This is a genomic window from Variovorax sp. YR752, assembly GCF_943372545.1.
On record NZ_CALRZC010000198.1, the window covers coordinates 1 to 15,693 of the forward strand.

General features: G+C 68.5%; 12 protein-coding genes and 1 pseudogene. 9 read left to right on the forward strand and 4 right to left on the reverse strand.

Features of this window, described 5'->3' with window-relative positions:
• Window positions 1–198: pseudogene (locus AAG801_RS31805) on the reverse strand (PadR family transcriptional regulator); the annotation flags it as partial.
• Between the two features lie 128 nt (window positions 199–326).
• On the reverse strand, window positions 327–1,220 hold the full coding sequence (locus AAG801_RS31810; RefSeq protein WP_341891987.1) for a LysR substrate-binding domain-containing protein: 894 nt from the start codon (window positions 1,218–1,220) through the stop codon (window positions 327–329).
• Window positions 1,221–1,309: 89 nt separating this feature from the next.
• Between AAG801_RS31810 and AAG801_RS31815 the strand changes: the two genes are divergently transcribed.
• Genes AAG801_RS31815 through AAG801_RS31850 form a run of 8 tightly spaced genes read left to right on the forward strand, consistent with a single transcriptional unit; the run spans window position 1,310 to window position 9,288 of the window.
• On the forward strand, window positions 1,310–2,488 hold the full coding sequence (locus AAG801_RS31815) for a CoA transferase (protein WP_341891988.1): 1,179 nt from the start codon (window positions 1,310–1,312) through the stop codon (window positions 2,486–2,488).
• Window positions 2,485–3,003: a MaoC family dehydratase N-terminal domain-containing protein gene (locus AAG801_RS31820; RefSeq protein WP_341891989.1), complete on the forward strand. Its 519-nt coding sequence runs from the start codon at window positions 2,485–2,487 to the stop codon at window positions 3,001–3,003. The genes AAG801_RS31815 and AAG801_RS31820 overlap by 4 nt, the downstream gene beginning before the upstream one ends.
• A 46-nt stretch (window positions 3,004–3,049) precedes the next feature.
• A complete protein-coding gene (locus AAG801_RS31825) occupies window positions 3,050–4,039 on the forward strand; it encodes a tripartite tricarboxylate transporter substrate binding protein (protein WP_341891990.1) in 990 nt (329 codons plus the stop codon).
• A 20-nt stretch (window positions 4,040–4,059) separates the two neighbouring features.
• Window positions 4,060–5,043 carry a tripartite tricarboxylate transporter substrate binding protein gene (locus AAG801_RS31830; RefSeq protein WP_341891991.1) on the forward strand — a complete coding sequence of 328 codons (984 nt, stop codon included), beginning with the start codon at window positions 4,060–4,062 and terminating at the stop codon, window positions 5,041–5,043.
• The gene (locus AAG801_RS31835) at window positions 5,027–6,286 is read left to right on the forward strand and encodes a CaiB/BaiF CoA-transferase family protein (RefSeq protein WP_341891992.1); all 1,260 of its coding nucleotides are present in this window, start codon (window positions 5,027–5,029) and stop codon (window positions 6,284–6,286) included. Before AAG801_RS31830 ends, AAG801_RS31835 begins: the two co-directional genes overlap by 17 nt.
• Window positions 6,283–7,440 carry an acyl-CoA dehydrogenase family protein gene (locus AAG801_RS31840; RefSeq protein ID WP_341891993.1) on the forward strand — a complete coding sequence of 386 codons (1,158 nt, stop codon included), beginning with the start codon at window positions 6,283–6,285 and terminating at the stop codon, window positions 7,438–7,440. Before AAG801_RS31835 ends, AAG801_RS31840 begins: the two co-directional genes overlap by 4 nt.
• Window positions 7,441–7,460: 20 nt before the next feature.
• Window positions 7,461–8,444 (forward strand): acyl-CoA dehydrogenase, encoded by a 984-nt coding sequence (locus tag AAG801_RS31845; RefSeq protein ID WP_341891994.1) that lies wholly within the window; start codon window positions 7,461–7,463, stop codon window positions 8,442–8,444.
• 40 nt (window positions 8,445–8,484) lie between these two features.
• Window positions 8,485–9,288, forward strand: a complete 804-nt coding sequence (locus tag AAG801_RS31850) for a crotonase/enoyl-CoA hydratase family protein (RefSeq protein ID WP_056579453.1) — start codon at window positions 8,485–8,487, stop codon at window positions 9,286–9,288.
• A 17-nt stretch (window positions 9,289–9,305) separates the two neighbouring features.
• Here AAG801_RS31850 and AAG801_RS31855 read toward each other — a convergent pair whose 3' ends face one another.
• The gene (locus AAG801_RS31855) at window positions 9,306–11,594 is read right to left on the reverse strand and encodes a sensor histidine kinase (RefSeq protein ID WP_341891995.1); all 2,289 of its coding nucleotides are present in this window, start codon (window positions 11,592–11,594) and stop codon (window positions 9,306–9,308) included.
• Between the two features lie 42 nt (window positions 11,595–11,636).
• On the reverse strand, window positions 11,637–12,464 hold the full coding sequence (locus tag AAG801_RS31860; protein WP_341891996.1) for a helix-turn-helix domain-containing protein: 828 nt from the start codon (window positions 12,462–12,464) through the stop codon (window positions 11,637–11,639).
• Window positions 12,465–13,108: 644 nt separating this feature from the next.
• Between AAG801_RS31860 and AAG801_RS31865 the strand changes: the two genes are divergently transcribed.
• A partial coding sequence (locus AAG801_RS31865) for an Ig-like domain-containing protein (protein ID WP_341891997.1) occupies window positions 13,109–15,693 on the forward strand: 2,585 nt, incomplete at its 3' end.

Genomic DNA, 15,693 nt, shown 5'->3' on the forward strand with positions numbered 1-15,693 from the left:
CTCGTAGCCGTGCGAGGGCTTGTCGGCAATGAGCTGCAGCAGCACGAAGCGCAAGCCGCCATGGCCGAACACCCGGCCCGCGCCGCCGCCGCGTCCGCCACGAAGCCCGCGGCCGCCCCCCGAGAGGCCGTCGTCGTGTTCGCCGCGCGGGGCGTGGCAATGGTGAGGGTGGTGCGGGGCGTGGTGGGTGTGGCGCATGGGGTGGTCCTTCTTGAATCTATCGAGATTATTCTAGATATATCGAAATAGAAGGCAAGACAGCGCCCAAAGCAGACCCTGACGGTCGCGCGGGTTCTAGGCTTTGGGCGTGAGCAGGCCGGGCCGGCTCAATCGGCCGGCTGCTCGAGCACGCTGTCGGCGAAGCGCTGCGCCGCCGAGGTCTGTACGCCCGGCGGCAGGGCAAGCGCGATGCCGATGGCGGTCTGTGCGCCCGGCCCCGCGAGCGGCTTGAACACCACGTTGCGCGCCACATGCCGCGCCGCCACCGAAGGCACCAGCGCCACGCCCAGGCCGCTTTCGACCAGGCTGATCAGCGTCTGCACCTGCACCGCCTCCTGCTGCACGTCGGGAATGAAGCCCGCCTGCTGGCAGGCCAGCAGCGCCGCCGCGTGCAGGCCCGGCACTTCCATGGCGCCGTACATCACGAAGGGCTCGGCGGCCAGGTCCGACAGCGCCAGCCGGCGCCGCCGCGCCAGCGCATGGCCGGCCGGCAGTGCGGCCACGAACACATCGCGCTCGGCCGGGAACACGCGCGCCTTGCAGGCCCGCCCGATCGGAAAGCGCACCAGCCCCACGTCGACGTCGCCGTTTTCCACCATGCCGACGATGCGCGCGGTGGTCGATTCGCCCAGCACCAGTTGCACGCCCGGGTAGCGCGCACGAAAACGCGGCAGCACGCGCGGCATCAGCGCGTAGGTTGCCGAGCCCACGAAGCCCACGCGCAGCAGCCCCGCCTCGCCGCGCGAGGCTGCCTGCGCCACCTTGGCGAACTGCTCGCCGTGGAACACCGCGCGACGCGCTTCTTCGAGTGCTGCCGTGCCCGCGGGCGTCAGCTCGGTGCCGCGTCGGTTGCGCAGGAACAGCGGCACGCCCACCTGCTCCTCGAGCCGCCGGATCGAGGCCGACAGCGGCGGCTGTGCCATGTGCAGCCGCTCGGCCGCGCGGTGGAAGTTGAGCGTCTCGGCAAGGGCGATGAAGTGGCGCAGCTGGCGGATGTCCATGATCTGTAAACGGTATCACAGAGCGCATATTTGATATTGGACGGCATGGCGACCGCTTCGCAGAATCGGCGCCAGGAGACTGACCAACGATGCTTCCCCTTCAGGGCGTGAAAGTGCTCGACCTTTCGAGCGTGGTGTTCGGGCCGCTGGCCAGCCAGACCTTGGCCGACTACGGTGCCGACGTGATCAAGATCGAGCCGCCCGAAGGCGACTCCACCCGCCGCACCGGCCCCGCCGCCGAGCCCGGCATGTCGGCCGTGTTCCTGGGCAGCAACCACAGCAAGAAGAGCGTCGTGCTCGACCTCAAGCGCCCCGAGGCGCGCGAGGCGCTCATGGCGCTGCTCGCCGACGCCGACGTCTTCATGCACAGCATGCGTCCGCAAAAACTCGCGCCGCTGGGCATCGACCCCGACACGCTCACCGCGCGCTTTCCGCGTCTCGTGTATGCCGGCCTGCACGGCTTTGCGCAGGGCGGTCCCTACGCCGGGCGGCCCGCGTACGACGACGTCATCCAGGGCATGTCGGGCCTCTCGGCGCTCATGGAACAGCAAAGCGGCGAGGCGCGCTACCTGCCCACCATCGCTGCCGACAAGACCTGTGCGCTGGTCGGCGCGCAGGCCATTCTTGCGGCGCTGTTTCGCCGTGAGCGCACCGGGCGCGGCTGCTTCGTCGAGATCCCGATGTTCGAGACCATGGTGGCCTTCAACCTCGTCGAGCACCTGTACGGCCACCACTTCGAGCCGCCGCTGGCCGACGCCGGCTACCCGCGCGTGCTCACGCCGTGGCGCCGCCCGTGGCGCACCGCCGACGGGCACATCTGCATGATGCCGTACACCTCCGCGCACTGGCGCCGCTTCTTCGCCGAGGTGGGCGAGCCCGCGCTGGCCGACGACCCGCGCTTTGCCGACATGGCCGCGCGCACGCGCCACATCGGCGAGCTGCTCGAACTGGCCGGCGGCTTCGTGGCCACGGGCAGCACCGCACACTGGCTCGCCACCTGCGAGCGGCTCGAAATTCCGGCCGCGCCCGTCAGCCGCCTGGACGACCTGCCGCGCGACCCGCACCTGGTCGCCACCGGCTTCTTCACCGAACTGCACGACCCGCACATGGGCGCCATGCGCTTCCCCGGCGTGAGCGTGAAGTTCGACGGCGTGCGCCCGCCCGTGCGCATGCCGCCGCGCCTGGGCGAACACACACGCGAAAGCCTCGCCGCGGTGGGCTGGCCCGCCGAACGCATCGACCGATTCCTGGAGACCTCATCGCAATGACCGACACGCCCCGCCCGCTTCCTTCCCTGTCGCCGCAAGACCGCACGCTGCCCCGCCTGGGCCAGGGCTTCGTCTGGCAGGACCTTGCCGTCGGCCAGCGCATGCGCACCTTCCGCCGCACCATCACCGAGACCGACCTCGTCAACTTCATCGGCGTGACCGGCATGCTCGAGGCGATCTTCATCGACACCGAGTACGAGGCCGGCGCCATCGCGGGCCGCCCCGTGCCGGCCGCGCTCACCTACACGCTCATCGAGGGCTTCATCCTGCAGACCATGATCCAGGGCACCGGCCTGGCCATGCTCGAGCTGGTGCAGAAGATTCACGCGCCCGTGCGCGTCGGCGACGCCATCGAGGCCGTGGTCGAGGTCACCGGCATCCGCCCGACGTCGAAGGGCAACCGCGCCATCGTCGATTCGCGCATCGACGTGTTCAACCAGCACGGCCGCTGCGTCATGCACTACGACGCGCGCCGCTTGCTCGCGGGCCGCACCGAAGACGCCGCAGCGGCCTGATCCGCTTTCGACTTTCGCCACCCACAAATACCAACGGAGACAAGACATGCCCGCTTCCCATCCCCTCACACGACGCGCCCTCATGGGCGCCGCACTGAGCCTCGCCATCGCCGCCCCGGCCGCCTTCGCCCAGGGCCCCGCCTACCCGGCCAAGCCCATCACCATGGTCGTGCCGTTCCCGCCCGGCGGGCCCACCGACCTCGTCGCGCGCGTGCTCGCGCAAAAGCTGGCCGAGCAGCTCGGCCAGCCCGTGCTGGTCGATAACCGCGGCGGCGCCAACGGCAACATCGGCGCGCAGATGGTCGCCAAGGCGCCGGCCGACGGCTACACCGTGCTCTACAACACCTCGTCGATTGCGCTGAGCCCCGCGCTCTACAAGAGCGTGTCGTACGACGTGCAGAAAGACTTCGCTCCCGTCGCGCTCGTGGCCGTGGTGCCGCTCGCACTGGTCACGCACCCCTCGGTGCCGGCCAGCACCGTGAAGGAGTTCGTCGCCTATGCCAAGGCCCACCCCGGCAAGCTGTCGTACGGCTCGGCGGGCAATGGCAACGTCACGCACCTGGGCGCGTTCCAGTTCGTGCAGGCCAACGGCATCGACGCCACCCACGTGCCCTACAAGGGCAGCGCACCGGCCGACGTCGACCTCGTCGGCAACCAGATCCAGTTCATGACCGACACCGTCAATTCGGTCATGGGCTTCGTGCGCGACAAGCGCCTGAAGATGCTCGCCGTGACCACCGCCAAGCGCATGTCGATGTTCCCCGACGTGCCCACGCTCGCCGAATCGGGCATGCCCGGTTTCGAGGTGGGCGCGTGGCAGGGCGTGATGGTGCCGGCCGGCACGCCGCAGGCCGTGGTCGACCGCCTCAACGCCGAGATCGTCAAGGCGCTCAAGTCGCCCGACGTGCGCGAGCGCCTGGCGCTGCAGGGCGCCGAGCCACTGGGCTCCACGCCCAAGGAATACGGCGCCTACGTGAAGAAGGAGCTGGCGCGCTGGGCCGGCGTGGTCAAGGCCACGGGCGTGACGCTCGACTGAACGCGAAGGAGCCCATCGCCATGCGCACCCACTTTCGTCGCCTCTCGTTCGCCGCACCGCTGCTCGCACTGGGCATCGCCGCCTTCGGCATTGCCCCTGCCGCCGCGCAGGAGTTTCCGTCCAAGCCCATCAAGTTCGTCGTGCCGTTTCCGCCGGGCAGCGGCACCGACACCTCGGCGCGCTACTTCGGCCGCAAGCTCACCGAGCTCACCGGCCAGCCCGTGGTCGTCGAGAACAAGCCCGGTGCCAACGGCTTCATTGCCGTGAAGGCCGTGCTCGCCGCGCCGGCCGACGGCTACACCGTGTTCGTGGGCAGCAACTCCACGCTGGCCGTGAACGTGGCGCTGTTCAAGTCGCTGCCCTACGACCCCGTCACCGAGCTGGCACCGCTCACGATGATGATGCGTTCGCCCGCGCTCATCGTCGTGCCCGGCCCCTCGCCCTACAAGACCCTGCCCGAGCTGATGGCCGGCGCCAGGGCCAGGCCCGGCGCGCTCAACTACGGCGCGGGCTCGGCCGGCTACCAGCTCATGGCCGAGCTGTTCAACGACGCCGCCAGGGTGCAGACCCGCCACGTGCCCTTCAAGGGCGCGAGCGAAGCGCTCGTGGCCGTGGTGTCGAGCACCGTCGACCTGGCCTTTGCCGAGATCACCAGCGCGCAAGAGCTGGCCAAGTCGGGCAAGGTGCACGCGCTCGCGGTGGCGGCCGACAAGCGCCTGCCCGCGCTGCCCAATGTGCCCACCGCCGCCGAGGCCGGCCTGCCGGGCTTTGCGGCCTACACCTGGGTCGGTGCCATGGTATCGGCGAAGACGCCCAAGGCCGAGACCGACAAGCTCGCCGCGCTGCTCACCAAGATCGAGACGCTGCCCGAAACGCGCGAGTTCTACGAGCGCATCGGCGCCGAGGTCATGCGCGGCGGGCCCGAGGAAATGCGCGCCTTCCAGGCCGCGGAAATCCAGCTGTGGAAACGCATCGCGGTGAAAGCCAATGTCGAACAGCAATAAGAAGGCCGCCGGAGTGCCCGCCGCCGGTGCGCTCTCGCACATCCGCGTGCTCGACCTCTCGCGCGTGCTGGCCGGCCCCTGGGCCAGCCAGACCCTGGGCGACCTGGGCGCCGAGGTCATCAAGATCGAACGGCCCGGGCGCGGCGACGACACCCGCCTGTGGGGTCCGCCCTTTTTGAAGGACCGCGAAGGCGCCGACACCCGCGACTCCGCCTACTACCTGTGCGCCAACCGCAACAAGCGCTCGGTGGCCGTCGACTTCACCACGCCCGCCGGCCAGGCGCTGGTACGCGAGCTGGCCACGCGCTGCGACGTGGTGGTCGAGAACTTCAAGGTCGGCAGCCTCGCGCAGTACGGGCTCGACCACGCCTCGCTGCTGGCCCTGAACCCGCGCCTCGTGTATTGCTCCATCACCGGCTTCGGCCAGACCGGCCCGTACGCGGAGCGCGCCGGCTACGACTTCCTCATGCAGGGCATGGGCGGCCTCATGAGCATCACCGGCCGCGCCGACGGCGAGGAGGGCGCCGGCCCGGTGAAGGTGGGCGTGGCGCTCACTGACATCCTCACCGGCCTGTACGCCAGCACCGCCATCCTGGCCGCGCTGCAGTCGCGCGACATCACCGGCGTGGGCCAGCACATCGACCTGGCATTGCTCGACGTGCAGGTCGCCTGCCTCGCCAACCAGGGCATGAACCACCTGTACGGCGGCGAGCCCCGACGCATGGGCAACGCCCACCCCAACACCGTGCCGTACCAGGACTTTCCCACGCAGGACGGCTTCATGATCCTGGCCATCGGCAACGACGGCCAGTTCGGCAACTTCTGCCGCGCGGTCGGGCATGCGCAGTGGGCCGACGATGCGCGCTTCAGGACCAACGCCGACCGCATTGCGCACCGCACCGAACTCATCGCACTGATGCGCGCGCTCACCGTCACGCGCGGCACCGCCGAGTGGATCGCGCTGTTCGAGCAGGTGGGTGTGCCCTGCGGCCCCATCAACACCATCGCCGATGTGTTCGAAGACCCGCAGGTGAAGGCGCGCGGCACGCAGATCCGCATGACGCATCCGGTGGCGGGCGAGATCCCGCTGGTTGCCAGCCCGCTGCGCATGTCGCACACGCCGGTGCAGTACCGCCGCGCGCCGCCGCTGCTGGGCCAGGACACGCGCGACGTGCTGGCCGACGTGATGGGCATGGCGCCGGAGGCGATTGCCGATTTGATCCAACAAGGAGTAGTCGCATGAGTGCGCTGACCTCGCTGTCGATGACAGCGATCCCGCCCGAAGACGAGGCGCTGCGCGCGCCCGTGCGGGCCTTTCTTTCCGAGGCGCTCGCCCATGTGCCCGCGCACATTCGTGCCAAGTCATGGTCGGGCTACGACAGCGCCTTCAGCCGCGAACTCGGCCGGCGCGGCTGGCTCGGCATCACGCTCCCGAAAGAATGCGGCGGCGGCGGCCGCAGTGCCTTCGCGCGCTACGTGCTGGTCGAAGAGTTCCTGAACTTCGGTGCGCCCGTCGGTTCGCACTGGATCGCCGACCGCCAGAGCGGCCCGCTCATCCTCAAGTACGGCACCGAGGAACAGAAGCGCTTCTACCTGCCGCCGATTTGCCGCGGCGAATCGTTCTTCTGCATCGGCATGAGCGAGCCCAACGCCGGCTCCGACCTGGCCAGCGTGCGCACCCGCGCCGTGCGCACGGCCGAAGGCTTCACGCTCAACGGCCAGAAGATCTGGACCACCAACGCGCACCACTGCCAGTACATGATCGCGCTCGTGCGCACCTCGGGCGAGGCGCAGGACCGGCAGAAGGGCCTGTCGCAGGTCATCGTCGACCTGAGCCTGCCGGGCGTGACCGTGCGGCCCATCACCGACCTGTCGGGCGACTCGCATTTCTGCGAGGTGTTCTTCGACAACGTGGCGCTCGCACCCGACGCGCTCATCGGCGAAGAGGGCCGGGGCTGGGAGCAAGTGACGGCCGAGCTGGCCTTCGAGCGCAGCGGACCCGAGCGGCTGTTTTCCAGCATCGTGCTGTTCGACGAGTGGCTCGCCTTCGTGCGCACCGAGGCCGGCCGCACGCCCGCGTCGGTGCGGCTGGCCGGCAAGATCCTGAGCCAGCTCGCGCCGCTGCGCGCCATGTCGCTCGCCGTCACCGAGAAGGTGGCGCAGGGCGGCAGCCCGATCGTCGAGGCCGCGCTCGTCAAGGACCTGGGCACGGGCGTGGAGCAGCTCATTCCCGCCGCCATTGCAGACGACCTGTATGCGCGCGACGGGCAGGACATTCCGCTCGAACTGCTGCGCACGCTCGACTACGTGACGCAGGTGGCGCCGTCGTTTTCGCTGCGCGGCGGCACGCGCGACATCCTGCGCGGAATGATCGCGCGCGGCCTCGGCCTGCGTTGACACCACAAGGACAACAGACGATGGACGACATCTACATCGACGCCCTGCGCGGCGTACTCACCGACCGCTGCACGCTGCAGGCCGTGCGCGACATCGAAGGCGGGCAATCGGCCGAAGCGCTGTGGCAGGCGATCGAGGAATCGGGTTTTGCCGATGCGCTGCTGCCCGAGGTCGAAGGCGGCGCGGGCCTCTCGCTGACCGAGGCCTTTCCCCTGCTCGAACTCTGCGGCGCCTTCGTGGTGCCCGTGCCGCTGGCCGAGACCATGGTGGCGCGCTCGCTGCTGGCGCAGGCCGGCGTGCCCCGGCCCGGCGGCAGCATCGCGCTGGCGCAGGGCCGACTGCAGAGCGACGGCACGCTGGTGTGCGAGCGCGTGAGCTTCGGCCGCGTGGCCGACTGGGTGCTCGTGGGGCTGGGCAAGACCTGCCTGCTGCTGCCGGTGGATGCAGCAGTGTCGGCCGCCGCCGTCGCGCCGCTGGACGCCACGCTGTCGTGGTCCGCCCCCGCGCAGGCCGTCGCGTTGCCGGTGCCGGGTGTGGCCGACGTGCGCGTGTCGCTGGCCTGCGTGCTCGCCGCGCAGCTCGCCGGCGCGCTGATGAGCGTGTTCACGCGAACGCTGCAATACGCCAACGACCGCAACCAGTTCGGCCGGCCCATCGGCAAGTTCCAGGCCATCCAGCACCAGCTGGGCGTGATCTCCGAGCACGCCTTCGCGGCCCGCATGGCCGCGCAGATGGGTTGCAGCACCGACCGCCTGCGCGTGGCCATCGCCAAGGCGCGCACCAGCGAGGCCGCGCTCGAAGTGGCGGCGCTGAGTCACTCCATCCACGGCGCCATCGGCTTCACCGAAGAGTTCGACCTGCAGATGTACACCCGCCGCCTGCACGCCTGGCGCCAGGCCGGCGGCTCCGAGTCGCACTGGCACGACGTGGTGGGCGCCGAGCTGGTCGACAGTCGCGACGGCCTCGCGCTCGACCTCATCCGTGCCACCACCGACCCGGCCTGAGCGCCCGAACGACGACAAAAAACACCCAAGGAGATTCCGCATGACCACCGCCCCGTTTTTGAAGACCACGCGCGACGGCGCCATCCTCACGCTCACCATGAGCCAGCCCGCAACGCGCAACGCGCTCACCGGCAACACCGCCGTCGACGAGATCGTGCAGGCCTGCGCCGACATCACGCGCGACCGCAGCATCCGCGTGGTCGTGCTCACCGGCGAAGGCCCCGTGTTCAGCTCGGGCGGCAACGTGAAAGACATGCAGCGCTACGAGAAAGAGGGCCTGTCGCCCGAAGTGATCCGCGAGGAATACCGCAACGGCATCCAGCGCCTGCCCAAGGCGCTCTACAACCTCGACGTGCCCGTGATCGCCGCCGTCAACGGCCCCGCCGTGGGCGCGGGGCTCGACCTCACCTGCATGTGTGACATCCGCATCGCGTCAGAGAAAGCCACCTTTGCCGAGAGCTTCGTCAAGGTCGGCATCGTGCCGGGCGACGGCGGCGCCTGGCTGCTGCCGCGTGTGGTCGGCATGTCGAAGGCGTCCGAGATGGCCTTCACCGGCGACGCGCTCAGCGCGCAAGAGGCGCTGGCCTGCGGCCTCGTCTCGCGCGTCGTGCCGCACGAGCAACTGCTCGAAGAAAGCCTGCGGCTCGCCGCCCGCATCGCCGCCAACCCCGGCGGCGTGCTGCGCATGACCAAGCGGCTGCTGCGCGAGGGCGAGCGCAGCACCCTCGAATCGCTGCTCGAAATGTCGGCCGGCTACCAGGCCATTGCCCACATGACCGGCGACCACCGCGAGGCCGTGCGTGCGTTCGTGGAAAAGCGCAAGCCGGTGTTCGGCAACGACTGACGCTTGACGCTTCGCAGCTAGAGCGGGCGCACGGGCGCCGCGCGCGCAATCAGGCGGATCTGCTCGAAATCCAGCCGGTCCAGCGCCTGGCGAAGCGTCAGCACCATCGGCTGGCTGTGCGCCTCGGCGGCCAGCCGGTTCACCCATTCGTGCAGGTCGCTCCATCGCCCATCGCGGGCCAGCGCCTCGAGTTCGTCCTTCTGCGCCGGCGACAGCGGCGTCAGCACCGGAAGTGGCCGGCGCGCCCTGGGCTTTAGGCGCGGGGCGGGCGCAGCGATAGGTTCCGGCAGCGGCGGTGCAGGCGGCGCATCCGACGAAGGCGCTGGTTCCGTCGCCAGCGAGAAGACCACCCGCGTCCCCGTGCCCATGCCGCTGTGGATCGCCAGTTGCCCGCCCATCCGCTGCACGATGCGCTGCGCAATCACCAGCCCGAGCCCGCCGCCCGCCATGCTGGGCGCGTTGTCGGCCAGCAGGCGGGTCATGCGGTCGAGCGTGTCGGTGTCGATGCCCGTGCCGCTGTCGGTCACTTCGAAATGCAGCTGCCACGCATCGCCGACGGCGGCGGGCAGGGCGTGCACGCGCAGCGCGATCGTTCCGTTGCGCGTGAACTTGGCCGCGTTCGACAGCAGGTTCAGCACCACCTGCTGCAGCCGCTTGCCGTCCAGGCGGACCACGACCGGAAGCTCGCCGTCGATCGTCAGTTCGAAGCTGTTGTGCTGCCGCTGTGCGAGCGCGTCTGCGTACTGCGCGATGTTGTCGACCAGCGTGCGCAGCTGCACCGGCTGCGCCTCGACGGCCAGCGGCGCGAGTTCGCCCTTGGCGTAGTCGACCAGGTCATCGATCAACTCCAGCTGGTAGGTCGCGCTGCGCTCGATGGTGGCGAGCCGCGTGGGCACCGGCGTGTCGATACCGTCCTGCATCAGCCGCAGGTTGCCCAGGATGGTGGCCACCGGCGCGCGCAGGTCGTGGCTGATGTAGGCCAGCAGCTCCTTCTGCTCGCGCGTGCGCTGTTCGGCCTGGCCCAGCGCCTCGCTCAGGGCGCGGGTCTTGCGCACCACTTCTTCTTCGAGCCGCTGCTGCTCGCGCGCCTGCCACAGCAGCAGCGTCTGCTGCGCCGCATTGCGCTGGCGCGTTTCCTGGAACGACCACGCCGTGATCGCGAACGCGCCCACCAGCATGCCCGGGAACGCCAGCGCGTAGTGGTCGAAGTCGGACATCGAGCGTTCCGCGAACATCAGCGCCGACATGCGCATCAGCGCGCCCACGCAGATCACGAGCATCACCATCAGCGACAGCCGCCCGCCCGGGCCGGCGCGGCGCTGGTAGATGAAGGTGCAGACCGTCAGCGCAAGCACGATCAGCGGCGCGTTCACGATGCCGATGGCCGCGAAGGTCGCGTAGGGGCCGAGCAAGGTGCCCAGCAGCACGACGATCTCGACGCCGGCCAGCACGTACAGCAGCGGGCGCCCGGGCACGCGCACCGGGCTCTGGCGGCTGCGCTCGTGAAAGTACAGCAGCAGACACAGCGCCGTGGCCGCCACCATCACGCTGTGTCCGCGGTAGCTCCAGTCGGTGCTGTTCGGCCACAGCGCAATGCGCGCATAGCCCCGGTAGGTGGCCTCGTACAGCGCCAGCAGCCCAAAGCTCCCCGCCTGGAACGCGAGCATCGGTGCGCGCGAAATCAACCACAGCGCGGCCGAATACACCGCAAAGGCCAGCAGCCCGCCGATCAGCAGGCCGCTCAGCAGCGCGTGGTTGCGTTCGATGTGATGCCACGCCTCGTCGGTGTGCAGCTCCAGCACCAGCTTGATCTGGCCCGTGCTCGTCACGCGCACCAGCACCTGCACCGACTCGCCCGGCTGCAGTTCGATCTGCAGCTGCGGAATGCGGTCGTAGCGGTGCGTGGTGTCCATCGGGTCGGACACGCCGGCCTGCGCGTGCGTCCATGCGGGCTGCCCATTGCGCGTGCGCAGCAGGTGAAAGTCGACATGCCGCAGCCATGTCACGTTGAGCCCGAGCCGCGCCGTGCGCACCTCCTGCGCATCGTTGACCAGCGACAGCCGCAGCCAGACGGCCGATGTCGAGAACCCGCGCATCAGCTGGTCGGGCGTGGCGGGTGTGAAGCCGTTCGTGCCGCCGCTCGGCAAGGCGAGCACCTCGCTCGCGGACAGGCGGGCCGTGGCGTCTTCCAGCACTTCGACAGTTTGTTCGACGGCGAGATTGCCCTTGGCCAGTGCGCTGAATTTGACCGCTTCCGCTGCACTGGCCGCGAAGCTCCATAGCCACAAGGCCAGGCCAAGCAGCAAGCAACTCGCCCATCGGGGCACGTGCGCCGGATGCATCACGCGTCAGGTGCTCGAACGCTCGACACCGGCCTGGCGGCAGGCCGAGGGCGTGCAGTCGAAGTACTCGCGAAACGCGGTCGCGAAATTCGCGGCGCTCGAGAACCCCACCGCCGCGGCGATCTCCTCGATGCGCATCGCCGATTCGAGCAGCAGGCGCTGCGCCTCGTGCAGCCGTGCTTCGCGCACGAACTCGAACACCGTGCGGTTCGCCAGCTCCTTGAACACGCGCGACAAACGCTTCTCGTGCGTGCCCACGCGCGCCGCCAGCTCGCGCAGCGGCAGCACGCGGCTCAGGTCGGCCAGGATGAGTCGTTCGGCCGCCTGCATCAGCGCGCGGTCCATGCCCGAGCCCGGCGCGCCGCCGTCGTTCGCCGCGGGCTGGTCGGGCGGCTGCGGTGGTTCCGCTGTAGGCGCGGTGCGCGCCCTGCGGCATTCGGCCAGCGCCAGGTGAATCTCGACGCGGGCCATCACCTCGGCCGGGTCGAAGGGCTTCACGATGTAGTCGACCGCGCCGGCCCGCAGACCCGTCAGGCGCTCTTCCACGCTGGCCGACGAGGTCACGAAGATCACCGGAATGTCCGCCGTGGCCGGGTCGGCCTTCAGCAGGCGGCAGGCGGCAAACCCATCGGTGCCGCCCAGGCGCACGTCCAGCAGCACCAGGTCCATCTGCAGCGTCGTCGCGCGTCGGTAGCCCTCCATCGCGTCGAAAGCGAGCGTGATGCGGTAGCCGGTGCCCCGCAGCGTTTCCAGCAGGAGCTTGAGTTCGTCAACGTTGTCATCGACAACCAGAAGATGAGCTCTCCGGGGCTCCGGAGGGGACCAATAAGACATGGAAATAAGGGGCGCCGGCACCGCGTTTGAACGCCCGGTGGCCGAAACAATGTAACCAAGGAGTTAATTTGGTAATCATTGTCACAAACTTTGCAAATTCATCCAATGACTGCCATTCATTCCTGATTGATTCGCTTGCCATTCGTGTAGGTGACCCCAAACGGGCGCTGTGCGACGGCCTCTGAAAAGCCCTCTGTCAGAGGAGAAACGGGGCGCCGGAGGCGGGCGAATTCAGCATTCCCGGTATTGCAGGAAATAGCCGGACCGATTCCGTCCATCAAAAGAAATGGACGGTCTGGCAAAAGCCAATAAGCCAAAAGACCGCCCCTCCCACTTTCCAAAAACCGCGAATTGACGAATTTCTCTCGCCATTCGTGTGAAGTATTCGACGTTCGCACACGTTTGTGAACAGTTGTCCGCCACGGCAAACGCCGCGGCCTCTCCGGCAAAAGTCTGGCCGACCCCCCGCACCAAGAATCCCGCCCCATGCAAGCGCAAGCCTGTGTGGGACCCGCACCGGGTCTCGCCGGCAAGTCCTCGAGAGACGCAAGCGGCGCTCGAGATTTCCCAATGTGTGCGGCCCGGGCTGTTCGTCGAAAGCGACGGCGCGACCGAGGTTCGGAGTCAAGGAGCAAAGACAAATCATGGAAGCTGTTTACAAGTCTGGTGGCGCGTCGTCCCGCAAAGCGGCGGCAGAAACCCCTCTGGTTCTGGATCGCCCGTCGATCGTCTCGCTGAAGATCGCGCCCGAGAGCGTGCTCAAGTTCGAGCGCCGCGGCGACGACCTCGTGCTCGTGATGCGCGACGGCCAGGAAGTTGCCGTACGCGGCTTCTTCGCCGAGTACCCCGACGGCGGCCGCAACGACCTCGTGCTCGAAGACGGCGCCGGCGTGCAGTGGTGGGGCCAGTACACCGCGCCCTGGAAAGACTTCCACTTCACCGAGATCGAATGGAACGACGCCGGCGGCGCGCTGCTGCCCGACGGTGTGCCCGGCTGGCTGCTGGGCGCGCTCGGCGTGCTGGGCGTCGGTGCCGCCGCGAGCGGTGGTGGCGGCGGTGGTGGTGGCCCGGCCTTCATCCCGCCGTTGCTCCCCCCGCAAAACCGCGGCCCCGAAGGCAAGGCCGAGCCCGTCGTCACCGAGCAGGACAAGCCCGTGACCGGGCAAGTGCAGGCCACCGACCCCGACCGCGACACGCTCAACTACACCGTCGCCAAGGGCCCCGAGCACGGCACCGTCACCGTCGACCCGTCCACCGGCCAGTTCGTCTACACGCCCAAGCCCGGCTACGAAGGCCCCGACAGTTTTGAAGTGACCGTCAGCGACGGCAAGGGCGGCACCACCACCGTGAAGGTGCCCGTGACCGTCTCGCCCGTCAACGACGCGCCCACGGCGCCGGACTACACCGAGACCACGAACGAAGACACGCCGGTCAGCGGCCGTGTGGTCGGCAGCGACATTGATAGCGGCGACACGCTGACCTACACGAAGGGCAGCGATCCGGCGCATGGCACGGTGACGGTCAATCCCGATGGCACGTACACGTACACGCCGAACCCGGACTTCCATGGCACGGACAGCTTCACCGTGACGGTGAGCGATGGCAATGGCGGGACGACGACGAGCACGGTGACCGTGACGGTCGATCCGGTGAACGATGCACCGAAGGCACCCAACTACACCGAGTCAACCGACGAAGACACGCCTGTCAGCGGGAAGGTGATCGGCACCGATGTCGATGGCGATGCGCTGACGTATGTGAAGGGCAGCGATCCGGCAAACGGCACGGTGACGGTCAATCCCGATGGCACCTACGTCTACACGCCGAACCCGAACTTCAACGGCACGGACACGTTCACTGTGACGGTGAGCGATGACCACGGTGGCACGACGACGAGCACCATCACGGTCACCGTGGATCCGGTGAACGATCTGCCCACGGTCCCGAACTACACCGAGACGACGAACGAAGACGCACCAGTCAGCGGCAAGGTGACGGGCGCTGACCTGGACGGCGACGCGTTGACCTACGTCAAGGGCAGCAATCCTTCCAACGGCACCGTGGTCGTCAACCCCGATGGCACCTACACGTACACGCCGAATCCGAACTTCAACGGCACCGACACGTTCACCGTGACGGTGAACGACGGCCATGGCGGCACGACGACGAGCACCATCACGGTCACTGTCGATCCGGTGAACGATCTGCCCACGGTCCCGGACTACACCAAGACCACGAACGAAGACACGCCTGTCAGCGGGCAGGTCGTCGGCAGCGACGTCGACGGCGACACGCTCACGTACGTGAAGGGCAGCGACCCGGCGCACGGCACGGTCACGGTCAACGCTGACGGCACCTACACGTACACCCCCGGTGCCAACTTCAATGGCACCGACAGCTTCACCGTCACGGTCAGCGACGGCCACGGCGGCACGACCACCAGCACGGTGAACGTGACCATCAACCCGGTCAACGACGTACCCACGGCGCCGAACTACACCGAGACCACGAACGAGGACACGCCGGTTAGCGGGAAGGTGATCGGCAGCGACGCTGATGGCGATGCGCTGACCTATACGAAGGGTAGTGACCCAACGCATGGCACGGTGACGGTCAACGCCGATGGCACCTACACCTACGTCCCGGGCGCCAACTTCAACGGCACCGACAGCTTCACCGTGACGGTGAGCGACGGCCACGGCGGCACGACCACCAGCACGGTGAACGTGACCGTCAACCCGGTGAACGACGCACCGACGGCCCCTGACTACACCAAGACGACGAACGAAGACACGCCAGTCAGCGGCAAGGTGACGGGCACTGATCTGGACGGTGACGCGCTGACCTACGTGAAGGGCAGCGATCCGGCGCACGGCACGGTCACGGTCAATCCCGATGGCACGTACGTCTACACGCCGAACCCGAATTTCAATGGCACTGACACGTTCACCGTCACGGTGAGCGATGGTCATGGCGGCACGACGACGAGCACCATCACGGTCACCGTCGATCCGGTGAACGACGTGCCCGCGGTGCCCGACTACACCAAGACCACGAACGAAGACACGCCGGTCAGCGGCCAAGTGACTGGCAACGACGTCGATGGCGACCCGCTGACGTACACGAAGGGCAGCGATCCAGCCCACGGCACGGTCACCGTCAACGCTGACGGCACCTACACGTACGTCCCTGGCGCCAACTTCAACGGCACCGACAGCTTCACCGTCAC

Bases quoted from the DNA above. Each gene is read 5' to 3' on its own strand.
- AAG801_RS31830 (WP_341891991.1), top strand. From the start codon at position 4,060: ATGCGCACCCACTTTCGTCGCCTCTCGTTCGCCGCACCGCTGCTCGCA.
- AAG801_RS31860 (WP_341891996.1), bottom strand. From the start codon at position 12,464: ATGTCTTATTGGTCCCCTCCGGAGCCCCGGAGAGCTCATCTTCTGGTT.
- AAG801_RS31845 (WP_341891994.1), top strand. From the start codon at position 7,461: ATGGACGACATCTACATCGACGCCCTGCGCGGCGTACTCACCGACCGC.
- AAG801_RS31810 (WP_341891987.1), bottom strand. From the start codon at position 1,220: ATGGACATCCGCCAGCTGCGCCACTTCATCGCCCTTGCCGAGACGCTC.
- AAG801_RS31815 (WP_341891988.1), top strand. From the start codon at position 1,310: ATGCTTCCCCTTCAGGGCGTGAAAGTGCTCGACCTTTCGAGCGTGGTG.
- AAG801_RS31840 (WP_341891993.1), top strand. From the start codon at position 6,283: ATGAGTGCGCTGACCTCGCTGTCGATGACAGCGATCCCGCCCGAAGAC.
- AAG801_RS31835 (WP_341891992.1), top strand. From the start codon at position 5,027: ATGTCGAACAGCAATAAGAAGGCCGCCGGAGTGCCCGCCGCCGGTGCG.
- AAG801_RS31820 (WP_341891989.1), top strand. From the start codon at position 2,485: ATGACCGACACGCCCCGCCCGCTTCCTTCCCTGTCGCCGCAAGACCGC.
- AAG801_RS31825 (WP_341891990.1), top strand. From the start codon at position 3,050: ATGCCCGCTTCCCATCCCCTCACACGACGCGCCCTCATGGGCGCCGCA.
- AAG801_RS31850 (WP_056579453.1), top strand. From the start codon at position 8,485: ATGACCACCGCCCCGTTTTTGAAGACCACGCGCGACGGCGCCATCCTC.